The following is a 26,686-nucleotide window of genomic DNA, read 5'->3' on the forward strand; positions in this document are numbered from 1 at the left end:
GGCGGCACAGCCGGTCGAGGGTGGGGACTGTCTCACCGACGGAAGCCGCGCGACCGCGAGCCCAGAAGCGGCATTTACATATGGGGGTGTACGACGAATGATCGACCAGAACACCGGTGGGCACGTTCCGGTGCTGCTGGGTCGCGTGCTGGAGCTGCTGGCTCCCGCACTCACCGGGCCGTCCCCGGTGGTCGTCGACGCCAACCTGGGACTCGGGGGCCACGCCGAGGCGATCCTCGCGGCCCATCCGAACGTCCACCTCATCGGCATCGACCGCGATCCCTACGCCATCGCGATGTCGACCGAGCGCCTCGCGCCCTACTCGGGCCGCACCACCATCGTCCGCGCGGTCTCCAGTGAGCTGTCCGGCGTGCTGCGTGCGGCGGGCAGACCCGTCATCGACGGCGCCCTGTTCGACCTGGGCGTCTCCTCGCCGCAGCTCGACGAGGCCGACCGCGGGTTCGCCTACTCCTACGACGCGCCGCTCGACATGCGCATGGACCGCGAGCAGGAGCTGACCGCCGCCGACGTGGTGAACACCTACGACCCCCGCGACCTGGCCCGGGTGCTGCGCGACTTCGGCGAGGAACGCTTCGCCATGCGCATCGCCGACCGCGTCGCCAAGGAGCGGGCCGTCGAGCCGATCACCTCGACCAAGCGTCTCGCCGACCTCGTCCGCGAGGCGATCCCCGCCGCGACCCGCCGCACCGGCGGCAATCCGGCCAAACGAACCTTCCAGGCGCTGCGTATCGAAGTGAACGCCGAGCTGGCCGCCCTCGACGTGGCCCTGCCCGCCTCGCTCGACGCGCTGACGGTGGGCGGGCGCGTCGTCGTGCTCTCCTACCACTCCTTGGAGGACCGGCTGACCAAGCAGGTCCTCGCGGCGCGAACCAAGGAGACCGGCCCCCCCGGGCTGCCGGTCCCGATGGAGGCTCACCAGCCTCGGTTCCGCCTCCTGACGAGGGGAGCAGAGCTCCCCGACGACGACGAGCTGGCCCGCAACCCGCGGGCCGCCTCGGCCCGCATGCGGGCGGCAGAGAGGATCCGCCAGGGATGAGGCCGACGATGAGCCCTCTGAAAGACCTGAAGACCGACGTCAAGCCCGACGCGAAGCCCGACGTCCGGCGTCGTTCCCGTGGGCCGGTCACCCACGCCCGCCCGGTGGCCCGGCCCGAGACGCCGGTCGCCAGGCGCGCGCCCCTGCCGCCGTCCGAACGGCGGCGTCCGCCGAGGGCGCCGTTCGTCATGCTCGTCGTCGGTCTGCTCGGTGGCGGCCTCGTCAGCCTGCTCCTGCTCAACACGGTGCTCGCACAGGACTCGTTCAAGCACAACGAACTGCGTCGCGTGAACGAGCAGCTGCGTCAGCAGGCCGACAACGTGAAGGGCGACATCCGGGCCAAGAACCAGCCCGACGCGCTCTCGAAGAACGGCGTCCAGCACGGCGTCTCGCCCGACGAGACGGCCCCCAAATGGGTCGGCGGCGGCCAGACTCCGGCGGTCACCGACCCGGAGCCCACCACGTCGGGCCGCACCGAGCCCAACGAGGAGACCGGCTCCGGCGCTGAGACGGGGAGCACCGAGCAGTGAGCAGTGGCGGCGGCCGCCCACCGTCCCCCGGACGGCCGGGCGGCCCCGGCGAAAGGGGCCCTCGTGACGGCCGCCGCGCCTCGGGTTCCGGTTCCCATCCCGGCCGCGCCGACGGCCCGGGCCGTCCCCGGCGCCCCGGCGCCGACGACCCCGGACGCCCACGCGAGGCCGACACCGAACCCGGCACGCCCAGAAAGCCCCGCCCCGACGACGGCCGCCCCGGCCAGTCCCGCGACGACGCGCCGCGCTCCCGTGGAGCAGGCCGGTCCGGTGACGACGCACCGCGTTCTCGCGGGGCCGGGCGTTCGGGTGACGAGGCGCCGCGTTCTCGTGGGGTCGGGCGGTCGGATGACGACGCACCGCGTTCTCGTGGTGGCGCGCGTCCCGGCGACGGCGGCTCCCGCGACGGTGGCCTCCGCGACGGTGGCCGTGGCCGCGAAGGCGATGGTCGTTCCCGCGATGGCGGGCGCCAGAAGGACGCGCGCCCGGGAGGGGGTCGCGACGACGCGCGTCCGGCCGAAGGACGCACCCGTTCCAGCGGCCGGCCGGGCGATGGGGTGCTTCGCGAGGGCTCCCGGTCCGGCGTGGGCCCCCTTCGTGATGGTGCCCGGCCTGGCGAGGGGCCGTCTCGTGACGGCGCCCGGCCCGGGGAAGGGCCGCTTCGTGACGGCGCCCGTGGCCGTGATGCCGCCGGGCGGCCGTTCCGGCCCGGTGAACGATCCGTCCGTCCCGTGGGGAAGCCCGTGCGGCCGGGGGAGAGGCCCGGCGGGCCGGGGGCGCGCGACGGCGCTCCGCCGCGTCGTGCTCCCGGCGGTCCTGGAGGTCCCGGTGGGCCTCGGCGGCCGGTTCCGCCGCCGCGTCCGGCCGTGCTGCGGCTGGGGAATCCGCGCCGGCGGATCAACATCGCGCTCATGGCGATGGCCGTGGTGCTGTCGCTGTTCGCCGGGCGGCTGGTGCAGCTCCAGGGGCTGAACTCCAAGACGTTCCAGGCCAAGGCCGCCGAGCAGCGGGTCAGGCCCGAGGTGCTGCCGGCCAAGCGCGGCTCGATCACCGACGTCAACGGCGACGAACTCGCCATCACCACCGACGCGCGCGAGATCTACCTCGACCCGTGGGTGGTCAAGCCCGAGCAGCGCGACCTGATCGCCACCAAGCTCTCCGCCGAGCTGGGCAAGCCCAAAGACGGCATCACCGCCAAGCTCGCCCAGGTCGAGCGGCGCTACCTGGTCGTGGCCAAGGACGTCGACCCGCTGGTCGCCCGCAAGATCATGGCCATGGGCTTCCGGGGGGTGGGCTCCAAGCCCACGTACCGGCGGCTCTATCCCGGCGGGACCCTGGCGGGCGGGCTGGTCGGGTTCGTCGGCGACGACGGGTTCGGGCTGGAGGGCCTGGAGCAGGCGTACAACAAGACGCTGGCAGGCAAGGACGGCCAGCAGAGCATCGAGATGGGCCGGGCCGGCGAGCGCATCCCGATGACCCGCAGCACCCGCGTCGCCCCGGTGCCGGGGCGTGACCTGCGGCTGACGATCGACCGCTACATCCAGTGGGCCGCCTCCGAGGCGATCGCCAAGCAGGTGAAGGCGGTCGGCGCGCGCAGCGGCAGCGTCATCGTCATGGACGTCACCACCGGGCAGATCCTCGCCATGGCCAACGCGCCCGAGGTCGACCTGCGCGACTGGCAGGCCACCTCGGCCGAAGACCGGGGCAACAAGGCCGCCGCAGAGGTGTTCGAGCCGGGGTCCACCAACAAGGTCATCACCGCCGCCGCCGCGCTGGAGGCGGGCGTGGTCGCGCCGTCGACGCTGTTCACGGTCCCCGACAACATCCAGTGCGCCGACAAGGTCCTGCGCGACGCCCATCCGCACAAGACCGAGCAGATGACCTTCGCCCAGATCCTCGAAGAGTCGAGCAACGTCGGCACGATCATGGCGGGCACCAAGATCACCGACCAGCGCCTGCACAACATGTTCACGGCGTTCGGGTTCGGCTCCAAGAGCGGCGGGTCCATCCCGGCCGAAGAGGCGGGCCTGCTGCCCGACTGGCAGAAGTGGAGCGGCTCCCAGCGCTGCACGATCATGTACGGCCAGGGCATCTCCGTCACCGCGCTCCAGATGGCCAGCGTCTACCAGACCATCGCCAACGGCGGCGTGCGGCTGACCCCCACGATCGTGGCGGGCACCACCGACGACAAGGGCCACCTGGTCCCGGCCGCCGCGCCGAAGCAGACCCGGGTGATCAGCGAGCTGACCGCCCGCCAGCTCGCCGGGATGCTCGAGAAGGCCGTCACCGGAGCCGACGGAACCGGCGCCGCCGCCGCCATCGACGGATATCGGGTGGCGGGTAAAACCGGAACCGCCATGCGTTATGACACGAAATGTGCGGGGTACTGCGGTTATTCCGCGACGTTCGTCGGGTTCACCCCCGCCGACGCGCCGAAGCTGATGGCTCTGGCCGTCATTCAAGATCCGAAGAAAGACCATTACGGCGGTACGATCGCCGCGCCCGTTTTCCAGGAAGTCATGACTTTTGCGTTGAAGACCAAGAAAATCCCGCCGACCGGGTCGACGAGCCTTCTTCGGTGACCGGGAACGATACGCTCTCGCCGTGAACGAGCCCGATCGCACCGCCCGTCCTCATCCGGACCAGCAGATGCGCCCGTCCTCCACCTCGCCGCGCCCGCTCTCGGGGCTGACGGCCCTGCTCGGCGTGCAGTCGGTCGCCGGGGCCGGTCGTGGCGTGGTCACCGGGGTCACGATCGACTCCCGCCGGGTCCGCCGGGGCGACCTCTACGTGGCGATCCAGGGCAAGACCGCCCACGGCGCCACCTTCAGTTCGGCCGCCATGGGCGCGGGCGCGAGCGCGATCCTGACCGACCACGAGGGCGCCGAGATGGCCGCCGAGACCGGCCTGCCGGTGTTCGTGCTGGCCGACCCGCGCGCGATGCTCGGCCAGGTCGCGGCCTGGATCTACGGCCAGCCGGCCGCCGACATCCCGGTCATCGGGGTCACCGGCACGAGCGGCAAGTCGACCTCCACGTTCCTGCTCGAGGCGGGGCTGCGCGCGGCCGGGCACCGCACCGGCCTGATCGGCGGCGTCGAGATCCACGCCGGCGACGTCACCGTGACGCCCGAGCTGACCACCCCGGAGGCCAGCGACCTGCAAGGCCTGTTCGCGCTGATGCGCGAGCAGAAGGTGACCGCCGCGACGATGGAGGTCTCCAGCCACGCGCTGGCATTGGGCCGGGTCGAGGGCCTGTTCTACGACGTCGCGATCTTCACGAACCTGTCGCAGGATCACCTCGACTTCCACCAGGACTTCGACGACTACTTCGCCGCCAAGGCCCGGCTGTTCACCCCGGAGTTCTCCCGGCTCGGCGTGATCAACATCGACGACGCCCACGGGCGCGAGCTGGCCGGGTTCGTGAAGATCCCGGTCACCACGTTCTCCGCCGAGGGTGCGGCCGACGCCGAGTGGCGGGCGGCCGACGTCCGGCTGGGCGCCGACGGGAGCTCCTTCCGGATCGTCGGCCCCGGCGGGGTCGAGGCCGAGGTGACCGTCGGGCTGCCGGGGCCGTTCAACGTCGCCAACACGCTGGGCGCGCTCGTGGCGCTCGTGGAGTCGGGGGTGCCGCTGCAGACCGCCGTCCACGGGGTGAGCGGGTTCCGGGGCGTGCCGGGGCGCATGGAGCGGGTGCCGGGCGGAGACGGGTTCCAGGCCATCGTCGACTACGCCCACAAACCGGGCGCGGTCGAGTCGGTGCTCCGCGCCCTGCGCGAGGTGACCGACGGTACTCTGACGATCGTCATCGGCTGTGGCGGCGACCGCGACAGCGGCAAGCGCCCCCTCATGGGCGAGGCCGCCGCGCGGCTGGCCGACGTGGCCGTCTACACCAGTGACAACCCCCGCAGCGAAGACCCGCTCGCGATCATCGCCGCGATGCTCGACGGCGCGCTGGCCGTGCCGCGCGAAGACCGCGCGCGAGTGATCGTCGAGCCCGACCGGGCCGCCGCGATCGACCTGGCGATCTCCAGGGCCGGCTGGGGCGACGTCGTCGTCGTGGCCGGGAAGGGCCATGAGCAAGGGCAGTACTTCGCGGGCGAGGTCATCCCGTTCGATGACCGCGAAGTGGTCGCCGCCGCCATCAGCAGGAGGAACGCATGATCCCGTTGCCGCTGGGCCGGGTCGCAGAGATCACATCGGGCGCCCTCACGGGCCAGGCCGACCCGGGCGCCGTCGTGAGAGGCCCGGTCGTGATCGACTCGCGGGCCGCCGAGCCGGGGTCGCTGTTCGTCGCGATCAAGGGGGAGCGGGCCGACGGCCACGACTTCGCCGCCCAGGCCCTCGCCTCGGGCGCGGCCGCGATATTGGCCTCCCGCCCGGTCGACGGTCCGGCCGTCGTGGTCGACGACGTCGTGGCGGCGCTGGCGAAGCTGGCCCACGCCGTGGTGACCGACCTGCCGAAGGCGACCGTCGTCGGGGTGACCGGCTCGGCCGGGAAGACGTCGACCAAAGACCTGCTGGCCCGGCTGACGGCCAGGATCGGTCCAACGGTGGCGCCGGTGGGGTCGTACAACAACGAGATCGGACACCCCCTCACGGTGCTCAAGGCCGATGAGGACACCCGGTTCCTGGTGCTGGAGCTGTCCGCGCGTAACGCCGGACATATCGCTTATCTGGCGGGAATCGCCCCTCCGTCCATCGGGGTCGTGCTCAACGTCGGCACCGCCCACCTCGGTGTGTTCGGCGGGAAAGAGGCGATCGCGCGGGCCAAGGGCGAGCTGCCCGAGGCGCTGCCGTCGTCGGGCGTGGCCGTGCTGAACCTCGACGACCCGCTGGTCGCCGCGATGAGCGAGCGGACGAAAGCGCGGGTCCTCTACTTCGGCCGCAAGGCCGGGGCCCACGTCCGCGCCGTGGACGAGTCCCTCGACGACCGCGGGCGGGCCCGGTTCACGCTCGTCACCCCGGCGGGCGAGGCCGACGTCGCGCTGCGCCTGCACGGCGCCCACGCGGTCGAGAACGCCCTCGCCGCCGCCGCGGCGGCCCATGAGCTGGGGCTCCCGGTGGCCGCCATCGCCGAGGAGCTGTCGCTGGCCGAGCCGCGCAGCCGCTGGCGCATGGAGGTCACCGACCGGGCCGACGGCGTGACCGTGATCAACGACGCCTACAACGCCAACCCCGACTCGATGCGCGCCGCCTTCGCGGCCATGCACGCCCTGGCCGTCCACCGCCGGAAGTTCGCGGTCGTGGCCGCGCTGCGCGAGCTCGGCGACGACGCGCCCGAGCTCAACGCCGGGGTCGGCCGCCTGGCCGAGGGAGCGGGCCTCGCGGCCCTGGTGGTCGTGGGCGAGAACGCCGAACAGATCATCGCCGGCGCCCCGGGCGCGATCCACGCCCCCGACGTCGCCGCGGCCGTGACCGAACTGAATGGCCGCCTCGCACCGGGAGACGTCGTGCTGATCAAGGGACCCCGGGCCGCCGGGCTGGAGAAGGTCGCCGAAGCCCTCTTGGGGGGTGACGCCCGGTGAGAGACATCATCGTCGCCGCAGCGGTCGCGCTCCTCGTCTCGATGTTCGGCACCCCCCTCGCGATCCGGCTGTTCGGGCGGCGTGGCTACGGCCAGAACATCCGCGAGGAGGGCCCCCAGGGCCACTACGACAAGAAGGGCACGCCCACCATGGGCGGCACGGTCATCGTGATCGCCGCCCTCCTCGGATACGCCGTCGCCCACCTGGCCACCATGCTGTCGGCCAATCCCTCGCCCCCCACCGCCTCCGCGCTGCTCGTCCTGTTCCTCATGACGGGCCTGGGCGTGGTCGGCTTCCTCGACGACTTCATCAAGATCTACAAGCAGCGCAGCCTGGGCCTGCGGTCGGGCGCCAAGGCCCTCGGCCAGCTCATCGTCGGCGTCGTCTTCGCGATCCTCGTGGTGCGTTTCCCCAACGCCTACGCGGTCACCCCCGCCGAGACCCGCCTGTCGTTCCTGCGCGACTTCGGCCCCCCGATCGGGCTCATCGGCTTCATCGTGTGGGTGCTCATCATGATCGTCGGGTTCTCCAACGCGGTGAACCTGACCGACGGCCTCGACGGCCTCGCCTCCGGAGCGACGGGGGTGGTGCTGGCGTCGTACGTGCTCATCGGCAACTGGCAGCTGCGCAACAGCTGCACGACCGCGATCCTGGGGCCCAACTGCTACATCGTGCGCGACCCGCTCGACCTGGCCGTCGTGGCGGCGGCGGTGCTGGGCGGCCTGATCGGCTTCCTGTGGTGGAACGCCCCGCCCGCCAAGATCTTCATGGGTGACACCGGGTCGCTGGCGCTCGGCGGCGTGATCGCCGGCCTGGCCATCACCACCCGCACCCAGCTCCTCCTCCTGCTCCTGGCGGGCCTGACCGTGGTCATCACCGCGTCGGTGATCATCCAGGTCGGGTTCTTCAAGATGACCAGGAAACGCATCTTCCGGATGGCTCCCCTCCAGCACCACTTCGAGCTCAAGGGCTGGGCCGAGACCACGATCGTGGTCCGGTTCTGGCTGATCGCCATGCTCTGCGCGGCGGCCGGGCTCGGTCTCTTCTACGTGGAATGGATGCCCAAGACGTGAGTCGTGTCGTCGTCGCCGGGCTGGGCGTCTCGGGCACGGCCGCCGCGCGCGGCCTGGCCCTGGGCGGCGAGCGGGTCGTCGTGATCGAGCAGTCCGACCGGCCGCTGCCGGAGGATCTCGTCAGGCTCGGGGTCGAGAAGGCCACCGAACTGCCCGACAAGGTGGAGCTGGTCGTCACCTCGCCGGGCTGGCGTCCCGATCATCCGCTGCTCACCGAGGCCGCCTCCAAGGGCATCGAGGTCATCGGCGAGGTCGAGCTGGCCTGGCGGCTGCGTCACGAGGGCGCCGCGCCGTGGCTGGCCCTCACCGGCACCAACGGCAAGACGACGGCGGTGCGGATGCTGGCGTCCATCCTCGAAGCGGCGGGGGAGAGGCCTCTCGCGGTCGGCAACGTCGGCATCCCGATCGTCGAGGCCGTCCTCGACCCGGGCGACACGACCGTGCTGGCCGTGGAGCTGTCGAGCTTCCAGCTCCACTGGTCGTCCAGCGTCGCCCCGAAGGCGGCGGCGATCCTCAACGTCGCGCCCGACCACATCGACTGGCACGGCTCCTTCGAGGAGTACGCCGCCGCGAAGTCCCGCATCTTCGCCGGCGCCGGCGTGGTCGTCTACAACGCCGACGACCCGTGGGCGACCCGGCTCGCCGAGCCCTACGACGCCATCGGCTTCACCCTCCAGGTGCCCCGTCCCGGGGAGCTCGGAGTCGTCGAGCACCTGCTGGTCGACCGGGCCTTCTGCGACGACCCGCACACCTCGGCGGTCGAGCTGGCCGAACTGGGCGACGTGAAGCCGTTCGCGCCGCACAACGTCGCCAACGCGCTGGCCGCCGCCGCGCTCGCCCGCGCCCACGGCGTGCCCGCCGAGGCGGTGCGCGCGGGGCTGGCCGCGTTCACGCCCGACCCCCACCGCATCGCCCACGTGGCGACGGTGCGGGGGGTCGACTACGTCGACGACTCCAAGGCGACCAACCCGCACGCCGCGGCGGCGTCGCTGGCGGCCTACACCTCGATCGTCTGGATCGCCGGCGGACTGCTCAAGGGCGCCGACATCGACGAACTGGTCGCGACGTCCGCGAAGCGGCTGCGCGGCGCGGTGCTGCTGGGCGCCGATCGGGCCAGGATCGCCGAGGCGCTCGCGCGACACGCGCCGGATGTTCCCGTTGTGGAGGTCGGTGGGGAAGACACTGGGGTCATGGACCGTGTCGTCACCGAAGCCGCCCGGCTCGCCTCCCCGGGTGACACCGTGCTGCTGGCCCCCGCAGGGGCGTCACTTGACATGTTCGCCAACTACGGCGCGAGAGGAGACGCCTTCGCGCGCGCCGTCCTGGGAACGCAGTGACCGCCGCCACGGAGGCGGAGGAACAGACCCAGGCCCAGCAGGCCCAGGCCCGCCCGTCGTGGGCGGCCCACCAGCTCGCCACCGTGCGCGAGCTGCTGAGCCGACCCCTCACCTCCTACTACCTGATCCTCGGGTGCAGCGCCCTGCTGCTGGCGCTCGGCCTGATGATGGTGCTGTCGGCCTCGTCGATCGAGGCGCTGCAGATGATGGGCGACCCGTTCTACTGGTTCCTCAAGCAGTCGCTGTCGGTCGCGCTCGGCCTGCCGCTGATGTACGTGTGCTCGAAGCTGCCGCAGCGTTTTTTCCGGCTGGCCGGATATCCGCTGATGGCGCTGGCGATCATCGGCCTGGTCATGACGATCTTCATCGGCTCGTCCGAGCTCGGCGCGCAGCGCTGGATCTACATCGGCAGCCTGACCATCCAGCCGTCCGAGCCCGCCAAGCTGGCGCTGGTCATCTGGGGCGCCGACCTGCTCGCCCGGCGGGCGCGCAACGGCCAGATCGAGTGGCGCCACCTGCTGCTCCCGCTGATGCCCGGAGTGGCGATCCTGGCCCTGCTGGTCATGATCGGCCGCGACCTCGGCACCACGCTCGTGCTGATGATCATCTTCCTGGCGCTGCTGTGGGTGGTCGGAGCTCCGGTACGCCTCTTCGCCGGGATCATGGGCCTGCTCGCCATGGCCACCGTGTTCATGATCACATCCGAGGGTTATAGGTCCGACCGAATCGACGGCTGGCTCGACCCGTGGGCCAACGCCCAGACGACCGGCTTCCAGGCCGTCCAGGGGCAGATCGCGATGGGGTCGGGCGGCTGGTTCGGGCTGGGGCTCGGGTCGTCGCGGCAGAAGTGGGACTGGCTGCCCCACTCCGAGAGCGACTTCATCTTCGCCATCGTCGGCGAGGAGCTCGGCCTCATGGGCACGCTGACGGTGATCTCCCTGTTCGGCCTGCTCTGTTACGCCGGGTTGCGGGTGGCCGTCCGGACCAAGGACCCGTTCGTGCGCCTCACCTCGGCGGCCTGCACGGCCTGGATCGGCGGGCAGGCGATCGTGAACATCGGCGCCGTCATCGGGGCGCTGCCGATCACCGGAATTCCGCTCCCTCTCGTGTCCTACGGAGGGTCCGCCCTGTTGCCGACGCTGGCCGCTCTTGGCATGTTGTTGTCGTTCGCCAAACGCGAGCCGGGGGCCCCTGAGGCCTTGGCCGCACGGGGCCCCGGCCCGGCCGCCCGGGCTCTAAGCTGGCTTGGCCTCAAGACCTGACCGCCTTGGGTGAACCGGGGCGAAACGGTCCACAGCACGACAAGGGAGAGACATGAGGGTTGTCCTCGCCGGCGGCGGGACGGCCGGCCACATCGAGCCGGCGCTGGCGCTGGCCGACGCACTCCGCCAGTTCGACCCGTCGATCGGCATCACCTGCCTCGGCACCGAACGCGGCCTGGAGACGCGACTGGTCCCGGCCCGGGGCTACGAGCTCGCGCTCGTCCCCGCGGTTCCCCTGCCCCGCGCGCTGACCCCCCAGCTCCTCACCGTGCCGGGGCGGCTCGCGGGCGCGATCAGCGCCGCCGGGAACATCCTGGAGCAGGTGCGGGCCGACATCCTGGTCGGCTTCGGCGGCTACGTCGCCACGCCCGGCTACCTGGGCGCCCGCCGCAAGGGCGTGCCGATCGTGATCCACGAGGCCAACCCGAAGCCCGGCCTGGCCAACCGCCTGGGCGCCCGGCTGACCGAACACGTCTTCACCGGCCACCCCGACACGCCGCTGCCCGGCGCGCAGTACGTGGGCATCCCGCTGCGCAAGGACGTCTCCACGCTCGACCGGTTCTCGCTGGGCGACAAGGCGCGGTCCTACTTCGGGCTCGAGAGCGACCGCCCGACGCTGCTGGTGTTCGGCGGTTCGCAGGGGGCCCGGTCGATCAACAACTCGGCCCTCAACGCCGAGCCCTATCTCCGCCGGGCCGGGATCCAGGTGATCCACGTGATCGGCCCGAAGAACACCGTCGAGGTCGAGCCCCCGCCCGGCGACCCGCAATACGTCATCCTCCCCTACATCGACCGCATGGACCTGGCCTACGCCGCCGCCGACCTCGTGCTGTGCCGCAGTGGCGCGATGACCTGCGCCGAGCTGTCGGCCGTGGGCCTTCCGGCCGCCTATGTGCCGCTGCCCCACGGCAACGGCGAGCAGCGCCTGAACGCCGAGCCGATCGTGCGCGCGGGCGGTGGCCTGATGGTGGAGGACGCCGAGCTCTCCCCCGAATGGATCATGCGTACCCTCGCGCCCCTGCTGCACGACCCCAACCGGATAGCGGCCATGTCGGAGGCCGCCGCCCGGATGGGACGCAAGGACGCCGACGTGACGCTCGCCCGCAAGGTTCTGGAGATCGCAGCCCGATGAGTCTGGTCAAACTGGTTGAACCCATCCCCGCCGAGGAACTCGGCCGGGTCCACTTCATCGGCATCGGGGGGTCCGGCATGTCCGGCATCGCCCGCATCCTGCTCAAGCGCGGGGTGGCCGTCTCGGGCAGCGACGCCCGCAGCTCCGACCAGCTCACCGAGCTGCGCCAGCTCGGCGCGACCGTCCACGTCGGCCACGCCGCCTCGCACATCCGCGACGTCAACACCGTCGTGGTCTCCACCGCGATCCGCGACTCCAACCCCGAGCTGGGGGAGGCGCTGCGGCAGAACGTGCGGATCATCCCGCGCGCCGCCGCGCTCGCGGCCGTCATGACGGGCAAGACCGGGGTGGCCGTCGCGGGCACCCACGGCAAGACGACCACGACCTCGATGCTGACCGTGGCGCTGCAGAAGTGCGGCGCCGACCCGTCCTACTGCGTGGGCGGCCAGCTCGTCACCACGGGCCTGGGCGCCGACGAGGGCACCGGCGCCGCGTTCGTGGCCGAGGCCGACGAGAGCGACGGCTCGTTCCTGATGCTCGCTCCGCGCATCGCCGTGATCACCAACGTCGAGGCCGACCACCTCGACAACTACGGCGAGCCGCAGGCCGTCTACGACAGCTTCGCCCGGTTCGTCGACCGCATCGGCGAGACGGTCGTGCTCTGCTCCGACGACCCCGGCGCCGCCGTCCTGATCCCGATCGCGCGCGCCCGCGGCCTGAAGGTCATCACCTACGGCGAGGGCGAAGAGGCCGACCTGCGCATCTCCGACGTGGTGCCGCGCGGCCTCGGGGTCGAGTTCACCCTGAAGGGCCACGGTGCGGTCCGCCTGTCGGTGCCCGGCCGCCACAACGCGCTCAACGCCACCGCCGTCATCGCCGTCGCCCTCGACCTCGGCCTGGCGTTCGACGAGGTCAGAGACGGCCTGGCCGCCTTCACCGGGGCCAAGCGCCGGTTCGAGGCGAAGGGCGAGGCCGACGGCGTCACCGTCTTCGACAGCTACGCCCACCACCCGACCGAGCTGGCCGCCGACCTGCGCGCCGCCCGCGACGTGGTGGCCGGGGCGGGCCGGGTCATCGCGGTCTTCCAGCCCCACCTCTACTCGCGCACCCGCTTCTTCGCCGACGAGTTCGGCGCCGCGCTCGGCCTGGCCGACGAGGCGATCGTCCTCGATGTGTACGGCGCCCGCGAAGACCCCGAACCCGGCGTCTCCGGCGCCCTGGTGGCGGGGAAGGTCACGCTCCCCGTCGAGAACGTCGCCTACGCGCCCGACCGGGCGGCGGTCCCCGCGCTGGTGGCCGAGCGGGCCCGTCCCGGCGACATCGTGCTGACCATGGGCGCCGGCGACGTCACCGAGCTCGGCCCCCGCATCGTCGCGGAGCTGCGGTCCCGGTGACCACGGCCGAGGTTCCCGCCATCGCCGACAGGTCGCCCGCCTCCGAGCGGGCGGCCCGCAAGCGGCCGGGCATCTGGCGGTTCGCCTCCGCCGCCCTGCTCACCGGCGGCACGCTGGCGGTGTCGTCCTGGCTGGTGTTCCTGTCGCCGGTGCTGGGCGTGAAGGAGATCGTGGTCGAGGGCGTGCTGGCGCTGCCGTCCGAGCAGATCGAGCGGGCCGCCGCGCTGTCCCTCGACACCCCGATGGCCACGGTCGACCTCGAGGCGGTCCGCCGCCGGGTGGCCGCCGTCACCGAGGTCGAGTCGGCCAGGGTCGAACGCGTCTGGCCCGGCACGATCACGATCACGATCCGCGAGCGCACCGCGCTGGCCTCGGTGCCGATGAACGGCAAGTCGGCCGTGGTCGACCGGTTCGGGGTGGTGCTCGACATCGTCGCGGTCGCCCCGCCCCGGCTGCCGGTGGTCCGGTTGCCGCAGCTCAACCCGCAGGATCCGGCTGTGCGCGCCGCGCTGACCGTTCTCGGCGTGCTGCCCGACCACCTGCTGCGGAAGGTCCACGAGGTGCAGGCCAAGACGGCCGACTCGGTGACCCTGCTGCTGTCCGACGGCCGCACGGTGATCTTCGGCGGTCCCGAGCGCGCGGCCGACAAGACCCGTATCCTGCTCGGCCTGCTCAACCAGCGGGCCGACACCTTCGACGTGAGCTCTCCGGAAGTCGTCACCGTACGCTGAGGAGACGCGTTCACGACACGCCGGGCCGGTTGCGGCGCGGTGAGTTGACCCTGGCGGGGCGCAACCCTACTGTCCGTATCAATCCTCAGGTTGACATAACTCTAAATCTCAACTTGAGGGTGAGACTTGGCTAGTGCGGGCACCCGCCCGTGACGGACATATGTAAGCGAGCGGAAAGGCCCCTCGTCGTGGCAGCACCGCAGAACTACCTCGCGGTCATCAAAGTCGTTGGCATCGGCGGCGGCGGAGTCAACGCCGTCAACCGGATGATCGAGGAGGGACTCAAGGGCGTCGAGTTCATCGCCATCAACACCGACGCCCAGGCGCTGCTCATGAGTGACGCCGACGTCAAGCTCGACGTCGGCCGGGAGCTCACCCGCGGCCTTGGCGCCGGCGCGAACCCCGAGGTGGGCCGCAAGGCGGCCGAAGACCACCGCGAGGAGATCGAAGAGGTCATCAAGGGCGCCGACATGGTGTTCGTGACCGCGGGTGAGGGCGGCGGCACCGGAACCGGTGGCGCACCCGTCGTGGCCAACATCGCGCGATCGCTCGGTGCTCTGACCATAGGAGTCGTCACGCGGCCGTTCTCCTTTGAGGGAAAGCGGCGCGCGATGCAGGCAGAGGCCGGGATAGAGAATCTCCGCGCCGAGGTCGACACCCTCATCGTCATCCCGAACGACCGGCTGCTGTCGATCTCCGACCGCCAGGTCAGCGTGCTCGACGCGTTCAAGGCGGCCGACCAGGTCCTGCTGTCGGGTGTCCAGGGCATCACCGACCTCATCACCACGCCGGGCCTGATCAACCTCGACTTCGCCGACGTGAAGTCGGTCATGTCCGGGGCCGGTTCGGCGCTCATGGGCATCGGCCACGCCCGCGGTGACGACCGCTCGGTCGCCGCGGCCGAGATGGCCGTCTCCAGCCCGCTGCTGGAGGCCAGCATCGACGGCGCCCACGGTGTGCTGCTGTCGATCGCCGGCGGCTCCGACCTGGGCCTCTTCGAGATCAACGAGGCCGCGCAGCTCGTCTCCAACGCCGCCGCGCCCGACGCCAACATCATCTTCGGTACGGTCATCGACGACGCCCTCGGCGACGAGGTCCGCGTGACGGTCATCGCCGCCGGGTTCGACGAGCCCGAGCCGGTGCGCGCCCAGCCGGTGCCGCAGCAGCAGTCGACCCGCCCGCAGCCCGCCGCTCCGGCGGCCGCGTCGCGTCCGGCCGCCACGTCCTCGGCCGCCGCGCAGCCGACGCGGGAGCGTCCGGCGCTGTCGTCGTTCGTCGCGCCGTCGCCCAAGCCGAAGCCCGAGCAGCGCGTCGAGGCCCCGGCCCCGCGTCCGGCCCCGGCCCAGCAGGCGCAGCCGATCCGTCCGGTCGCCGCCCCGGTCGCGCCGCCGGCCGCCGCGTCTCACCAGCCCGCGCAGCAGGCCGCCCCGGCGCCCGCTCCGGTACACCCGGAGCGTGAGGCCAACGTGTCGACCGGTCACTTCGGCCGTGAGACGGCCGAGTCCCGGCCCGAGCAGCAGAGCGCGTCGGGCACCGGCCCGTTCGCGATCCCGCGCCCGACCGAGCCGCCGACCCCGATCACCTCGAAGGTCACCCAGCCCGTCCCGCGCCGCCCGGTCGTCTTCGAAGAGCAGGAAGACGAACTCGACGTGCCCGACTTCCTGAAGTAACAGCTCATCCATGACCCACGCCGCACCCTCCCCCCGGGGTGAGGAGATCGCGGCGGGGCTGGCCGAGGTCGAACGCCGCATCACCGACGCGTGCGCCGCCGCAGGCCGGTCCCGCTCCGAGATCACGCTCATCGCGGTCACCAAGACCTACCCCGCCTCCGACGTCCGCCTGCTGGCCGGGCTCGGCGTCGCCGACGTGGGGGAGAACCGTGATCAAGAGGCCGCCGTCAAGGCCGCCGAATGCGCCGATCTGGCGCTGACCTGGCACTTCATCGGCCAGGTCCAGACCAACAAGGCCCGGTCCGTCGTCGCCTACGCCGATGTGGTCCACGGCGTCGACCGGCTCCGCCTCGCCGAGGCGCTGTCCCGCGAGGCCGTCCGCGCCGGTCGCGAGGTCGGCTGCCTCATCCAGGTCTCACTCGACGGCCTGGCGGGCCGTGGTGGCGCCCTTCCTTCCGAGGTCCTCTCTCTCGCCGACGCACTGGCCGCCCTTCCCGGGCTTTCTCTGCGCGGCGTCATGGGAGTGGCGCCTTTGGGGGAGGACCCGTCTCCGGCATTCGCCCGGCTGTACGGGGTGGCGCAAGCCGTACAAAAAGATCATCACCACGCGAACATCATTTCGGCGGGCATGAGTGGCGATCTGCCCCAGGCGATAGCGAACGGCGCGACACACCTGCGAGTCGGTACGGCGTTGCTCGGCCGCCGGAAGCCCTTCGTCAGGTAATGTCCCCCGAGTAACAAGTAGGTACGATCAGCGGTTCGCCAGCGCGGGGGCAAGGGATCCGCCACGGACCTTCAGCCTTGGGCACGGTAGACGGAGGACGACGGAGCGATGGCCGGCGCGATGCGCAAGATGGCGGTCTACCTCGGTCTCGTGGAGGACGACGACCGTTACGACCGATACCGCGAGTACGCCGACGAGTTCGGCGACGACTACGACATCCCTGGCGACTTCAACCCGCAGGGCACCCAGAGCCGTGACGGGAGCGACGACTCCCCCGTCCCGGCGCCGCGTCCCTCGGCGGCCGTGATCGAGCGGCGTACGACCGATCTGGCGCGAATTACCACGCTCCATCCCCGCACTTACAACGAGGCGCGGACGATCGGGGAGCACTTCCGTGAAGGCACCCCGGTGATCATGAATTTGACCGAAATGGTTGACAGTGACGCGAAACGACTCGTCGATTTTGCGGCAGGTCTGATTTTTGGGCTACACGGCAGCATTGAACGTGTTACCAACAAGGTGTTCCTGTTGTCCCCGGCCAACGTCGAGGTGACGGCTGAGGACAAGGCACGGATCGCGGAACGCGGTTTCTTCAACCAGAGCTAGAGTTCCGTGTATGAACAGTGAGCGGCTCCCCGGCGGCCTGAACGCCCGGAGGAAGCGGACCTGGACGGAGGCGAGGCTCGACCGTGGGGATCGTTAGTGAGATCTTGGTCGCTGTCCTGGCCCTCTACCTGGTCCTGCTGATCGGACGGATGATCTTCGAGACGGTCCAGGCGTTCGCCAGGCAATGGCGGCCCAGGGGCCCGGTGCTGGTCCTGGCGGAGGCGACATACACCGCCACCGACCCACCTCTCAAGTTTCTCCGCCGTTTCATTCCTCCCCTCAGGTTGGGTACGGTGGCCTTTGACCTAAGCTTCACAGTGCTGTTCATTGTGGTCTTGGTCTTGATCCAAGTCGTGTCCGCGCTTCGTTGATCGGGTACCGTCCCTCCGGACAGACTCCAAGCGCGCCAAGGAGACCCAAATGCCGCTGACGCCCGCCGACGTGCGGAACAAGCAGTTCAGTACCACCCGGTTGCGACCGGGCTACGACGAGGAGGAGGTGGACGCTTTCCTCGACGAGGTCGAGGCAGAGCTCGACCGCCTCATTCAGGAGAACGAGGAGCTGCGCGCCAAGCTGGCCGAGTGTCTCCGGGGCAAGGTTCCCGGCGGCATGGCCATGGGTGGCATGCAGATGGCTCCCGCCCCCATCGCCGAGCAGAAGCCTGACATGATCGCGCCTGAGCCCATGCGCCAGGAGCCGGTCCGCCAGGAGCCCGTGCCCGTCAGCATGGGGCTGCCCCCGGCCGAAGACAACATGGACACCGCGGCCCGCGTGCTCGCGCTGGCCCAGCAGACCGCCGACCAGGCGATCGCCGACGCCCGCCGCGAGGCCGACGAGACCGTCACCCGCGCCCGCCGTGAGGCCGACGAGGTGCTGGGCAAGGCCCGTCGCCAGGCCGAGCAGGTCATCGGTGACGCGCGTGCGCGCGCCGAGACTTTGGAGCGTGACGCTCAGGAGCGTCACCGCCAGGCCATGGGCTCTCTCGTGCAGACGCGCGACGAACTCGAGCGCAAGGTCGACGAGCTCCGCAGCTTCGAGCGCGAATACCGCAGCCGCCTGAAGCTCTACCTGGAGAACCAGCTCGCCGAGCTGAACGTCCAGGCCGAGGGCAGCGGCGGGTTCCCGATCGTCGGCAACCCAGCCATGCAGCAGGGCCAGCAGGGTCAGCCACAGATGGCTCACGCCGTCGCCCCCGGCCCCCAGATCCAGGCCGTTCCCAACCCGTTCGCCACCGAGCAGCACACCGGAGGCTTCCCCGCCCCCGACGGCTCTCACGGCGACCGCCGGTAGGGTTCTCCGCTTCTCGCACGCGTACAGGTAGTTCGGAAGGCCGCCCCCCGTGATCCTTGTCAGTGCCGCCCTTGTCCTCGCCGCGATCGTTCTCCTGATCGCCGGTGTCGTGCTCGGGATGGCATTCCTCGTGATGTGGTCGATCGTGATCAGCGTGCTGAGCGCGGTCTGCCTGCTGATCGGGGCGCTGCTGAGGCGTCACGAGCTGTTCCCCGCCGGAGGCCGGGCCGCTGTCGAGGCCCATCACGCCGCCGTCGCTCCGCAGCTGATGCCGCAGATGGCCCACGCCGGAATGCCGGTCTACGGTGCCCCGCCGGTCATGGCCCCCATGCCGCAGGCGCCGCCCACCGTTTCCCCCGCCTATCCGACCAACCCGACCGTGTCCGCCCCGGTGCCCGTCCCCGGGCTGGGGCCCGACTCGCTCGTCCTGGTCATCCCCGGCCGTAAGAGGTTCCACCGTTCCGGCTGCCGGCAGCTCGCCGGCCGCGAGACCGAGGAACTGACGGTCGAGGAAGCCAGGGAAGAGGGCTTCACGCCCTGCACGACCTGCGTCGTCGACGCAGCCAACGACGACACCTGGGCCACCACGGTCCAGGAAGCGAGGGTGGAGCCGGCCGACACCCCCGGGCGCGCCGGACCGGTGCCTCCGGCCGCCTCCACCCCTCCTGTCGTTCCCCCCGTGGTCCCGCCCGCTCCCTCCCTGGAATCCGGTGGGTCCACCGCGGTCTTCCGCGCCGAACCGGCCTCCACCGGATGGCCGGAGCCGGTGCCCTCGAACCGGCCCGACCCGCGCTCCGACGCCCGCCCCGATGCGCGGCCCGCGCCGTCGAGCGGCTGGCCCGAGCCCACGCCGCCCGCCAAGGCCGAGCCCGTGACCAGGGCCAACCCCTACGCGAAGGCCGAGCCCAAGAGCGCGGTGCCCTCCTTCGCAGCCGCTTCCGAGATGGCCAAGCCCAAGGCCACCGATCCGGAAGACGCCACACCGGAGCCCGCTCCCGCTCCCGCGAAGGACGAGAAGCCCGCCGCGAAGGACGCTCCCGAGCCCGAGGCTCCTCAGACGCTCAAGGCCCAGACCCTCAAGGCCGAGACCCCCAAGAAGGCCGAGACCGACGAGGCCGAGCCCGTCGAAGAGGCCGCGCCCGATCTCGCCACGCCTGCACCTGCGAAGCCCGCCTCGGCCAAGCCGCCCATCGCGATTCCCGAGGCCTCGTCCTCCTGGAACGCTTTCTCGCGGGGCTCAGCCGCCGCTGAGGAGGCTCCTGCGGAGCCTGCGGTCGTCGTGGAAGACCCACCCGCCGTGGAAGACGCGGAGGACGGCGAAGACCGTGACGGCGACACCGTCGAGCGGAAGCTGCCGCCGCCCATGGTGAAGGTCATGGAGGGCACCAAGCGCTACCACTCGCCCGAGTGCCCGTTGATCAAGGGTGAGGAAGACGGCATCGAGACCATGTCCCAGCCGGCCGCCGAAGAGGCGGGCCTGACGCCCTGCACGGTCTGCGACAAATCCTGAAACGTGCAACGAAGAGGCCCGGTGGATCACATCCACCGGGCCTTCTTCTGTCCCATGCAACACCCCGCTGAAGCGTCTGCCCGGCGATTTCCGGGTTATACCTCGGGGGCGGAAATGGCCCGAGATCGCTCGTGGCGGTGCGAAGCGGGAGCGGCCGGTTGGCGCTCGGATACGGCGGTCGCCGGGGGCGGCGGGCGGGGTGAGGGTGGGCGGAGCCGTAACGGAAAACGGGCTTGAGGTTTTCCCGATCGACTCCTGAGCCGCCGACGGCGAGCGGCATCGAGTACGACGAGGCTCGGGTTCGCCAGCCTCGAATGGGCGGGCGTAGGTCCGGCAGGCGCGGCTTTCGCACTGTGCGGGATCGGCGGGGTGACCCTCACGGGCGCAGACTCGGCAAGCGCGGGTTCGGCAGGCGCAGGCTTGGTGGGATCGGCCTTCGTGGGTGAGGGTTTGGTCGGCGGGACGTTGTCGTCAGGCGGTGATCATCGGGACGGGCGGGTCGGCCTGGGCAGGGGAAAGGCCCGGCGGATGCGATCCGCCGGGCCTCTCTTGGCCGGTCAGGCCTTGGTGAGCTGGAACTTCAGGCCCAGGTCGGTGTCCTCGTGGATGTGCTGGCCGTCGGAGGTGCCCTCCTCGAAGGAGGTCGCGAGGACCTCCTCGGCTACCAGCGAGCCGCCCTCTCGGAGGGCGGTGGCGAGGTCGCCTTCGGCCGACCAGCGCAGGGTGATGCGGTCGGTGATGGACAGGCCGGTGGACTTGCGGGCGTCCTGGACCAGGCGGATGACCTCGCGGACCAGGCCCGCGCGGCGGAGTTCGTCGGTCATGGCCAGGTCGAGGGCGATGGTCTCGCCCGTGCCGGTGTCGACGGCGCCCGTCTCGACCGCCCAGCCCGACTTGGGCTGTTCGGTGATGATCAGGTCGTCGCCGCCGACGGTGACCTCGCCCAGTTCGCCCGCTTCCAGGGTGGCCGAGCCGCCTTCCCTGACCGCTCGGGCCAGGGTCGCGGGGTCGGCCGCGGCCACCGCGGCGGCGACCAGTTTGGTCTGGGAGCCGAAGCGCTTGCCGAGGGCCCGGAAGTTGGGCTTGACGGTGAAGGTGACCAGGTCGGCGGAGAAGCCCGACATGTCCTCCAGGGCCAGCACGTTGAGCTCGTCGGCGATCAGGTCGCGGAGCTCACCCGACAGCGCCGACCAGCCGGGAGCGCCGACCAAGGCGCGGCCCAGCGGCTGGCGGGTCTTGACCGACGACGACGCGCGGGCCGAGCGGCCCAGCTCGACCAGGCGGCGGACCAGGCCCATCTGCTCCGAGAGCGCCGGGTCGACGTGGGCCTCGTTCACCTTCGGCCAGGTCGCCAGGTGGACCGACGGCGGGGCGTCGGGGGTGCGCAGGGCCTCCCAGACGTAGTCGGTCGTGAACGGGACCAGGGGGGCCATCAGGCGGGTGACGGTCTCCAGGCATTCGTACAGGGTCGCGAACGCCGACTCCTCGCCCTTCCAGAAGCGGCGGCGGGAGCGGCGGACGTACCAGTTGGAGAGGTCGTCGAGGAACTCCGTGATGCGGCGTCCGGCGCGGGCGGTGTCGAAGACGTCGAGCGCGGCGGTCACCTCGGCCACGGTGCGGTTGAGCTCCGCCAGGGCCCATCTGTCGATCAGGGGGCGGTCCGAAACCGGTGAGCCCGGGGTCCACGACGACGCGTTGGCGTACAGGGTGAAGAAGCTCGCGGTGTTCCAGTAGGTCAGCAGGACCTTCCGGACGATCTCCTCCAGCGCCGCGTGACCGATCCTGCGGGGCGACCATGGGGAGCCGCTGGTGGCCATGTACCAGCGCAGCGAGTCGGCGCCGTGCTGGTCCATCAGGGGCATCGGGCGCAGGACGTTGCCGAGGTGCTTGCTCATCTTGCGGCCGTCTTCGGCCAGGATGAGGCCCAGGCACAGCACGTTCTCGTAGGACGACCTGTCGAAGACCAGGGTCCCGACGGTCATCATCGAGTAGAACCAGCCGCGCGTCTGGTCGATGGCCTCGCAGATGAACTGGCCCGGGTAGGCCGCCTCGAAGACCTCCTTGTTGACGTGGGGGGCGCCCCACTGCGCGAAGGGCATGGCGCCCGAGTCGTACCAGACGTCGATGACGTCGGGCACGCGCCGGGCCTCGCCGCCGCAGTCGCCACACGGGAAGGTCACGTCGTCGACGTAGGGGCGGTGCGGGTCGAGACCCGACAGCTCCTGGCCGGCCTTCTCGCCCAGTTCCTTCAGCGAGCCGACACACGTCACGTGGTCTTCGTCACAGATCCACAGCGGCAGCGGGGTGCCCCAGTAACGCGACCGGGACAGCGCCCAGTCGACGTTGTTGCGGAGCCACTCGCCGTAGCGGCCGTTCTTGATCGTCTCGGGGAACCAGTTGGTGCCCTCGTTCTCGGCGAGCAGGCGTTCCTTGATCTCGGTGGTCCGGATGTACCAGGAGGGGAGCGCGTAGTAGAGCAGCGGCGTGTGGCAGCGCCAGCAGTGCGGGTAGCTGTGCTCGAAGTGCGAACCACGGAACAGCAGGCCGCGCTCGCGGAGGTCCTGGGTGAGGCCCTCGTCGGCGTCCTTGAAGAACTGGCCGCCGACCTGCGGGACGTCGGGCAGGAACCGGCCGTCGGGGCCGATCGGGTTGACCACGGGCAGGCCGTACTTCTTGCAGACCTGCATGTCGTCGGCGCCGAACGCGGGCGCCTGGTGGACCAGGCCCGAGCCGTCTTCGACGGTGACGTAGTCGCCGAGCACCACGAAGTGGGCGCCCGGGATGTCGACCAGGTCGAAGGGGCGCTGGTACGCCGTGTGCTCCAGTTCGGCGCCGGAGAAGGACTCACGGACCGACCAGCCCTCGCCGAGGGCCTGGCCGACGAGCGGCTCGGCCACGATGACGGGCTTCTCGCCGTCCTTCTCCGCGACCACGTAGGTGACCTCGGGGTGCACCGCCACCGCGGTGTTCGACACAAGGGTCCACGGGGTGGTCGTCCAGATGAGGAGGTCCACGCCCTCGAAGCGGCCCGAGGTGACCGGCATCCGGACGTACACGGAAGGGCTGGAAACCGTCTCGTAGCCGCCGGGCTGGCCGAGCTCGTGGTCGGACAGGCCGGTGCCGCAGCGCGGGCAGTAGGGCGTGATCCGGAAGTCGCGGAACAGCAGGCCCTTGTCGAAGACGACCTTGAGCGACCACCAGACGGCCTCGACGTAGGCCGGGTCCATCGTGCGGTAGGCCTGCGACATGTCGACCCAGTAGCCCATGCGCTCGGTCATCTCTTCGAACGCGTCGACGTGGCGCAGGACCGACTCGCGGCAGCGGGCGTTGAACTCGGCGATGCCGTAGGCCTCGATCTGGGGCTTGCCCGACAGGCCCAGCTCCTTCTCGACCGCCACCTCGACGGGCAGGCCGTGGCAGTCCCAGCCCGCCTTGCGCGGCACGTGGTAGCCGTTCATCGACTTGTAGCGGGGGAAGACGTCCTTGAACACGCGCGCCTCGACGTGGTGGACGCCGGGCATGCCGTTGGCCGTCGGGGGACCCTCGTAGAACACCCACGACGGACCCGTGGCGTTCTGTTCGAGGGAGCGTTCGAAAACTTTGCCGTCGCGCCAGCGCGCGAGCACCTCGTGTTCGAGGCGCGGCAGGTCGACCTGCGCGGGCAGCGGTTGGAACTGGTGGCTGGACACGGATCCTCCACGCTCATCGGACAATGGCGTGGAGGGACGAGACCGTGACGGCCCCGCGGTACCACCCTCCTTGGCCCCCGTGGCGGGGAACCCACTCTTGTGTTGCCGCGCGGCTCCGGGGGTGATCTTCTCCACGCGCCTCACCCCGGGCTTCCACCGTCCCCGGGTCGCTCGTGTGAGGGGGTGCGCGGGTACTCGTCCCCATCAATGCCGTGCGATTCCCCAAGATAACGCAGCGGCGGGGTGCGGGCTTCCCGATAAAGGGTAGGGAGCGCGGAACACGCGGCGAGGCGGTGGCGTTGAACCCACAACTCGGCGCGGAGGTATGCGGCAAACAGGGAGGACCGAGCCGTCCGGTACGGATGGCGTAAAAGCGTCGGCGCGTCGATTGCCGATCTTGTCAACGCATACCTACGATGCCCGGACTTGCAAGAACACTGCACTTGGGAGGCCCTATGGCCACGCGCGCGGCCAAGCCCGCCGTCACTGAGGACGTCTGGTCCGCCGACGAACTCGCCGCCGTCCGCGACCGGTTGCTGACCGAGATCGGGGACTTGCAGGAGGACATCAGCCGGGCCGAGGCGTCCCTCGCTCTCGGCAATTCATCCGAGGGCGCGGGCGACGATCCGGCCGACGCCGGCGCCAAGACCTATGAGCGCGAACGTGAGATCGCCCTTACCCTGAATGCGCGCGACCTGCTCGCGCAGAACGAGCGGGCGATCGTCCGCATCGACGCAGGAACATATGGGGTGTGCGAATCGTGCCAACGGCCGATCGGGAAGGAACGTCTCCAGGCGTTCCCGAGGGCGACGCTGTGCGTGGCGTGCAAGCAGCGGGAGGAACGCCGCTGACGCAGGATGAGGCGACACGGGCGCGGCGGATCAAGCTCCTCTCCGCCGTGGCCGTGCTCATCTACATCTTCGACCTGATCACCAAATATCTGGTGGTCGAGCACCTCGAAGACCAGCTGCCGACGGTGCTGATCCCGGGGGTGCTGGAGTTCAACGTCATCCGCAACCCGGGTGCCGCCTTCTCCATCGGGACCGGCATGACGATCGTCTTCACGATCATCGCCGCGGTCGTGATCGGGGCGATCATCCGGACCGCCCGGCAGCTGCGTTCGCTGCCGTGGGCGATCGACCTGGGCCTGCTGCTCGGTGGCGCCCTGGGCAACCTGACCGACCGGATCTTCCGGTCGCCGGCGCCGTTCCAGGGACACGTGGTCGACTTCGTCCAGGTGTTCCCGGCGACGGGGTTCCCGATCTTCAACGTGGCCGACTCGGCCATCGTGTGCGGCGGCATCCTCGCGGTGTTCCTCGCCTGGCGCGGCTACCAGATCGACGGCACCCGCGAGGGCGTGGTCAAGGATGGCTGACCAGCGATCGCTGCCCGTCCCCGACGGGCTGGAGGGGGAGCGGCTCGACGCCGCCCTCGCCCGTCTCTTCGGGTTCTCGCGCACCCGCGCCGCCGAGCTCATCCTCGGCGGCGACGTCCTCGTCAACGGCTCGCCGGCCGGGAAGTCCGACCGGGTGGCGGCCGGTTCCTGGCTCGATGTGACGATCCCCCCGCCGGTGTCGGCGCCCATGCCGGTGGCCGAGCCCGTTCCGGGGATGACGATCCTGTACGAAGACGACGACATCGTCGTGGTCAACAAGCCCATCGGCGTGGCGGCCCACCCGTCCGTCGGCTGGACGGGCCCGACCGTCATCGGCGGCCTCCTCGGCACCGGCCACCGCGTCTCCACGAGCGGGGCGGCCGAGCGGCAGGGGATCGTGCACCGGCTCGACGCCAACACGACCGGCTGCATGGTCGTGGCCAAGAGCGAACGCGCCTACACGCTGATGAAGCGCGCCTTCAAGGAACGGACCGTCGAGAAGCGCTACCACGCGCTCGTGCAGGGCCACATGGACCCGCTGCGCGGCACGATCGACGCCCCGATCGACCGCCACCCCTCGGGCGACGGCCGCTGGGCCGTCGTGGCGGGCGGCAAGGACTCGGTGACCCACTACGACACCCTTGAGGCGTTCCGGGCGGCGTCGCTGCTGGACATCCGCCTGGAGACCGGGCGCACCCACCAGATCCGCGTGCACATGTCGACGATGCGCCACCCCTGCGTCGGCGACCTCCAATACGGCGCCGACCCGACGCTCTCGGCCCGCCTGGGGCTGGGGCGGCAGTGGCTGCACGCGGTGTCGCTGGCTTTCGAACACCCCTCGACGGGCGACTGGATCGAGTTCCACGCCGAATACCCGGCCGACCTCGCCCGGTCGCTGGACGTCATCTCCGCGGATTCGTAGCGAGTGAATCGAGGCGGCGGAGCGCTTCCTCCGAGAGGCGGAGGCCCGCCGCTTCGACGTTCTCGCGCAGGTGGGCGACCGACGAGGTGCCCGGGATGACGCAGATCGTCGGGGAGCGGTGCAGGAGCCAGGCCAGGGCGGTCTGCTGGCGGCTCGCGCCGAGCTCTCCGGCCACCTCGTCGAGGATCGACGACTGGAGGGGCGAGAAGCCGCCCAGCGGGAAGAACGGCACGTAGGCGATGCCGTTCTCGGCGCAGACGTCGACCAGCGCGTCATCTTTCCGATTGACGAGGTTGTACTCGTTCTGGACGCAGACCACCGGGGCGATGCCGCGGCAGACGAGCAACTGTTCCTCGGTCACGTTGCTGACGCCCAGGTGGGTGATCAGGCCCTCGTCCTGGAGGGCGGTCAGGACGCTGAAGGGGATCGTGGGGTCGCTCGCGTCGTGCATGCGGAGGTTGACCACGTCGAGTTGTTCGGTGCCGAGGCGCTTGAGGTTGTCGTACACGGCCTCGATCAGTTCCGGTTCGGTCATCGCGGGGAACCAGGAGCGGTCCTCGCCGCGTTTCGCGCCGACCTTGGTCACGATGCGCAGGCCCGAGGGGTACGGGTGGAGCGCCTCGCGGATCAGGTCGTTGACCACGTAGGGGCCGTAGTAGTCGCTGGTGTCGATGTGGAGCAGGCCCAGCTCGACGACGGTCCGCAGGACGCGGATCGCCTCTTCGGGGTCCGTGGGCGGGCCCCAGATGCCGGGGCCGGTCAGCCGCATCGCGCCGTAGCCCATGCGGGTGAGGGCGAGGTCGTCGGTGAGCTTGAGGATTCCGCCGGTGATGTCGTCCATGTCCGAGTCGTGCCCGGA

Annotated in this window: 23 protein-coding genes; 21 read left to right on the top strand and 2 right to left on the bottom strand. The window is 70.9% G+C overall.

Translation table 11 applies throughout. The features are described 5' to 3' along the window. Positions 1–97: 97 nt before the first annotated feature. The 18 genes from rsmH to ACYQ78_RS03005 all read left to right on the top strand — a co-directional run bounded on the left by rsmH (position 98) and on the right by ACYQ78_RS03005 (position 19,841). Complete coding sequence (gene rsmH, locus ACYQ78_RS02920; protein ID WP_459799075.1) at positions 98–1,057, top strand: 16S rRNA (cytosine(1402)-N(4))-methyltransferase RsmH; 960 nt, start codon at positions 98–100, stop codon at positions 1,055–1,057. Positions 1,058–1,065: 8 nt separating this feature from the next. Continuing rightward, positions 1,066–1,587, top strand: coding sequence for a hypothetical protein (locus ACYQ78_RS02925; RefSeq protein WP_459799076.1), 522 nt, complete (start codon positions 1,066–1,068; stop codon positions 1,585–1,587). Positions 1,588–1,650: 63 nt separating this feature from the next. After that, positions 1,651–2,559, top strand: coding sequence for a hypothetical protein (locus ACYQ78_RS02930; protein WP_459799077.1), 909 nt, complete (start codon positions 1,651–1,653; stop codon positions 2,557–2,559). Then, positions 2,454–4,169 (top strand): peptidoglycan D,D-transpeptidase FtsI family protein, encoded by a 1,716-nt coding sequence (locus ACYQ78_RS02935; RefSeq protein WP_459799078.1) that lies wholly within the window; start codon positions 2,454–2,456, stop codon positions 4,167–4,169. The genes ACYQ78_RS02930 and ACYQ78_RS02935 overlap by 106 nt, the downstream gene beginning before the upstream one ends. 67 nt (positions 4,170–4,236) lie before the next feature. Next, a complete protein-coding gene (locus tag ACYQ78_RS02940; RefSeq protein ID WP_459799738.1) occupies positions 4,237–5,748 on the top strand; it encodes a UDP-N-acetylmuramoyl-L-alanyl-D-glutamate--2,6-diaminopimelate ligase in 1,512 nt (503 codons plus the stop codon). Continuing rightward, complete coding sequence (locus ACYQ78_RS02945; protein WP_459799079.1) at positions 5,745–7,112, top strand: UDP-N-acetylmuramoyl-tripeptide--D-alanyl-D-alanine ligase; 1,368 nt, start codon at positions 5,745–5,747, stop codon at positions 7,110–7,112. The genes ACYQ78_RS02940 and ACYQ78_RS02945 overlap by 4 nt, the downstream gene beginning before the upstream one ends. Continuing rightward, positions 7,109–8,185, top strand: a complete 1,077-nt coding sequence (mraY, locus tag ACYQ78_RS02950; protein WP_061299158.1) for a phospho-N-acetylmuramoyl-pentapeptide-transferase — start codon at positions 7,109–7,111, stop codon at positions 8,183–8,185. The genes ACYQ78_RS02945 and mraY overlap by 4 nt, the downstream gene beginning before the upstream one ends. Next, the gene (gene murD, locus ACYQ78_RS02955) at positions 8,167–9,522 is read left to right on the top strand and encodes a UDP-N-acetylmuramoyl-L-alanine--D-glutamate ligase (protein WP_459799080.1); all 1,356 of its coding nucleotides are present in this window, start codon (positions 8,167–8,169) and stop codon (positions 9,520–9,522) included. Before mraY ends, murD begins: the two co-directional genes overlap by 19 nt. After that, a complete protein-coding gene (ftsW, locus tag ACYQ78_RS02960; RefSeq protein WP_459799081.1) occupies positions 9,519–10,784 on the top strand; it encodes a putative lipid II flippase FtsW in 1,266 nt (421 codons plus the stop codon). Before murD ends, ftsW begins: the two co-directional genes overlap by 4 nt. Before the next feature lie 52 nt (positions 10,785–10,836). After that, positions 10,837–11,916, top strand: coding sequence for an undecaprenyldiphospho-muramoylpentapeptide beta-N-acetylglucosaminyltransferase (gene murG / locus ACYQ78_RS02965; RefSeq protein ID WP_459799082.1), 1,080 nt, complete (start codon positions 10,837–10,839; stop codon positions 11,914–11,916). Further along, positions 11,913–13,310 (top strand): UDP-N-acetylmuramate--L-alanine ligase, encoded by a 1,398-nt coding sequence (gene murC / locus ACYQ78_RS02970; RefSeq protein ID WP_459799083.1) that lies wholly within the window; start codon positions 11,913–11,915, stop codon positions 13,308–13,310. The genes murG and murC overlap by 4 nt, the downstream gene beginning before the upstream one ends. Continuing rightward, on the top strand, positions 13,307–14,041 hold the full coding sequence (locus ACYQ78_RS02975; RefSeq protein ID WP_459799084.1) for a cell division protein FtsQ/DivIB: 735 nt from the start codon (positions 13,307–13,309) through the stop codon (positions 14,039–14,041). Before murC ends, ACYQ78_RS02975 begins: the two co-directional genes overlap by 4 nt. Before the next feature lie 188 nt (positions 14,042–14,229). Beyond that, a complete protein-coding gene (gene ftsZ, locus ACYQ78_RS02980; RefSeq protein ID WP_459799085.1) occupies positions 14,230–15,711 on the top strand; it encodes a cell division protein FtsZ in 1,482 nt (493 codons plus the stop codon). A gap of 10 nt (positions 15,712–15,721) precedes the next feature. Beyond that, complete coding sequence (locus tag ACYQ78_RS02985; RefSeq protein ID WP_459799086.1) at positions 15,722–16,435, top strand: YggS family pyridoxal phosphate-dependent enzyme; 714 nt, start codon at positions 15,722–15,724, stop codon at positions 16,433–16,435. A 108-nt stretch (positions 16,436–16,543) separates the two neighbouring features. Continuing rightward, a complete protein-coding gene (locus ACYQ78_RS02990) occupies positions 16,544–17,041 on the top strand; it encodes a cell division protein SepF (protein ID WP_459799087.1) in 498 nt (165 codons plus the stop codon). 83 nt (positions 17,042–17,124) lie between these two features. Next, positions 17,125–17,412: a YggT family protein gene (locus ACYQ78_RS02995; protein ID WP_459799088.1), complete on the top strand. Its 288-nt coding sequence runs from the start codon at positions 17,125–17,127 to the stop codon at positions 17,410–17,412. A 49-nt stretch (positions 17,413–17,461) separates the two neighbouring features. Further along, the gene (locus tag ACYQ78_RS03000) at positions 17,462–18,331 is read left to right on the top strand and encodes a DivIVA domain-containing protein (protein ID WP_459799089.1); all 870 of its coding nucleotides are present in this window, start codon (positions 17,462–17,464) and stop codon (positions 18,329–18,331) included. Between the two features lie 49 nt (positions 18,332–18,380). After that, positions 18,381–19,841 (top strand): hypothetical protein, encoded by a 1,461-nt coding sequence (locus tag ACYQ78_RS03005; RefSeq protein WP_459799090.1) that lies wholly within the window; start codon positions 18,381–18,383, stop codon positions 19,839–19,841. A gap of 557 nt (positions 19,842–20,398) precedes the next feature. Here the strand turns inward: ACYQ78_RS03005 and ileS are convergent. Then, positions 20,399–23,530 carry an isoleucine--tRNA ligase gene (ileS, locus tag ACYQ78_RS03010; RefSeq protein WP_459799091.1) on the bottom strand — a complete coding sequence of 1,044 codons (3,132 nt, stop codon included), beginning with the start codon at positions 23,528–23,530 and terminating at the stop codon, positions 20,399–20,401. A 455-nt stretch (positions 23,531–23,985) separates the two neighbouring features. Here ileS and ACYQ78_RS03015 point away from each other — a divergent pair, with 455 nt between their 5' ends. The 3 genes from ACYQ78_RS03015 to ACYQ78_RS03025 are packed head-to-tail and all read left to right on the top strand — an operon-like array spanning position 23,986 to position 25,827. After that, a complete protein-coding gene (locus ACYQ78_RS03015; RefSeq protein ID WP_459799092.1) occupies positions 23,986–24,381 on the top strand; it encodes a TraR/DksA family transcriptional regulator in 396 nt (131 codons plus the stop codon). Continuing rightward, entirely contained in the window at positions 24,354–24,905 is a 552-nt protein-coding gene (gene lspA / locus ACYQ78_RS03020) for a signal peptidase II (RefSeq protein ID WP_459799093.1), read from the top strand. Before ACYQ78_RS03015 ends, lspA begins: the two co-directional genes overlap by 28 nt. Continuing rightward, positions 24,898–25,827 carry an RluA family pseudouridine synthase gene (locus tag ACYQ78_RS03025; protein ID WP_459799094.1) on the top strand — a complete coding sequence of 310 codons (930 nt, stop codon included), beginning with the start codon at positions 24,898–24,900 and terminating at the stop codon, positions 25,825–25,827. Before lspA ends, ACYQ78_RS03025 begins: the two co-directional genes overlap by 8 nt. Here the strand turns inward: ACYQ78_RS03025 and ACYQ78_RS03030 are convergent. Further along, a complete protein-coding gene (locus tag ACYQ78_RS03030) occupies positions 25,808–26,668 on the bottom strand; it encodes an oxidoreductase (protein WP_459799095.1) in 861 nt (286 codons plus the stop codon). The genes ACYQ78_RS03025 and ACYQ78_RS03030 overlap by 20 nt on opposite strands. Positions 26,669–26,686 lie beyond the last annotated feature (18 nt).

It is taken from the genome of Herbidospora sp. RD11066, assembly GCF_054661255.1.

Coding starts and splice junctions, on each gene's coding strand:
- rsmH (WP_459799075.1), top strand. CDS start 98: ATGATCGACCAGAACACCGGTGGGCACGTTCCGGTGCTGCTGGGTCGC.
- ACYQ78_RS02925 (WP_459799076.1), top strand. CDS start 1,066: ATGAGCCCTCTGAAAGACCTGAAGACCGACGTCAAGCCCGACGCGAAG.
- ACYQ78_RS02940 (WP_459799738.1), top strand. CDS start 4,237: ATGCGCCCGTCCTCCACCTCGCCGCGCCCGCTCTCGGGGCTGACGGCC.
- ACYQ78_RS02945 (WP_459799079.1), top strand. CDS start 5,745: ATGATCCCGTTGCCGCTGGGCCGGGTCGCAGAGATCACATCGGGCGCC.
- murD (WP_459799080.1), top strand. CDS start 8,167: ATGGATGCCCAAGACGTGAGTCGTGTCGTCGTCGCCGGGCTGGGCGTC.
- murG (WP_459799082.1), top strand. CDS start 10,837: ATGAGGGTTGTCCTCGCCGGCGGCGGGACGGCCGGCCACATCGAGCCG.
- murC (WP_459799083.1), top strand. CDS start 11,913: ATGAGTCTGGTCAAACTGGTTGAACCCATCCCCGCCGAGGAACTCGGC.
- ACYQ78_RS02985 (WP_459799086.1), top strand. CDS start 15,722: ATGACCCACGCCGCACCCTCCCCCCGGGGTGAGGAGATCGCGGCGGGG.
- ACYQ78_RS02990 (WP_459799087.1), top strand. CDS start 16,544: ATGGCCGGCGCGATGCGCAAGATGGCGGTCTACCTCGGTCTCGTGGAG.
- ACYQ78_RS03000 (WP_459799089.1), top strand. CDS start 17,462: ATGCCGCTGACGCCCGCCGACGTGCGGAACAAGCAGTTCAGTACCACC.
- ACYQ78_RS03015 (WP_459799092.1), top strand. CDS start 23,986: ATGGCCACGCGCGCGGCCAAGCCCGCCGTCACTGAGGACGTCTGGTCC.
- ACYQ78_RS03025 (WP_459799094.1), top strand. CDS start 24,898: ATGGCTGACCAGCGATCGCTGCCCGTCCCCGACGGGCTGGAGGGGGAG.
- ACYQ78_RS03030 (WP_459799095.1), bottom strand. CDS start 26,668: ATGGACGACATCACCGGCGGAATCCTCAAGCTCACCGACGACCTCGCC.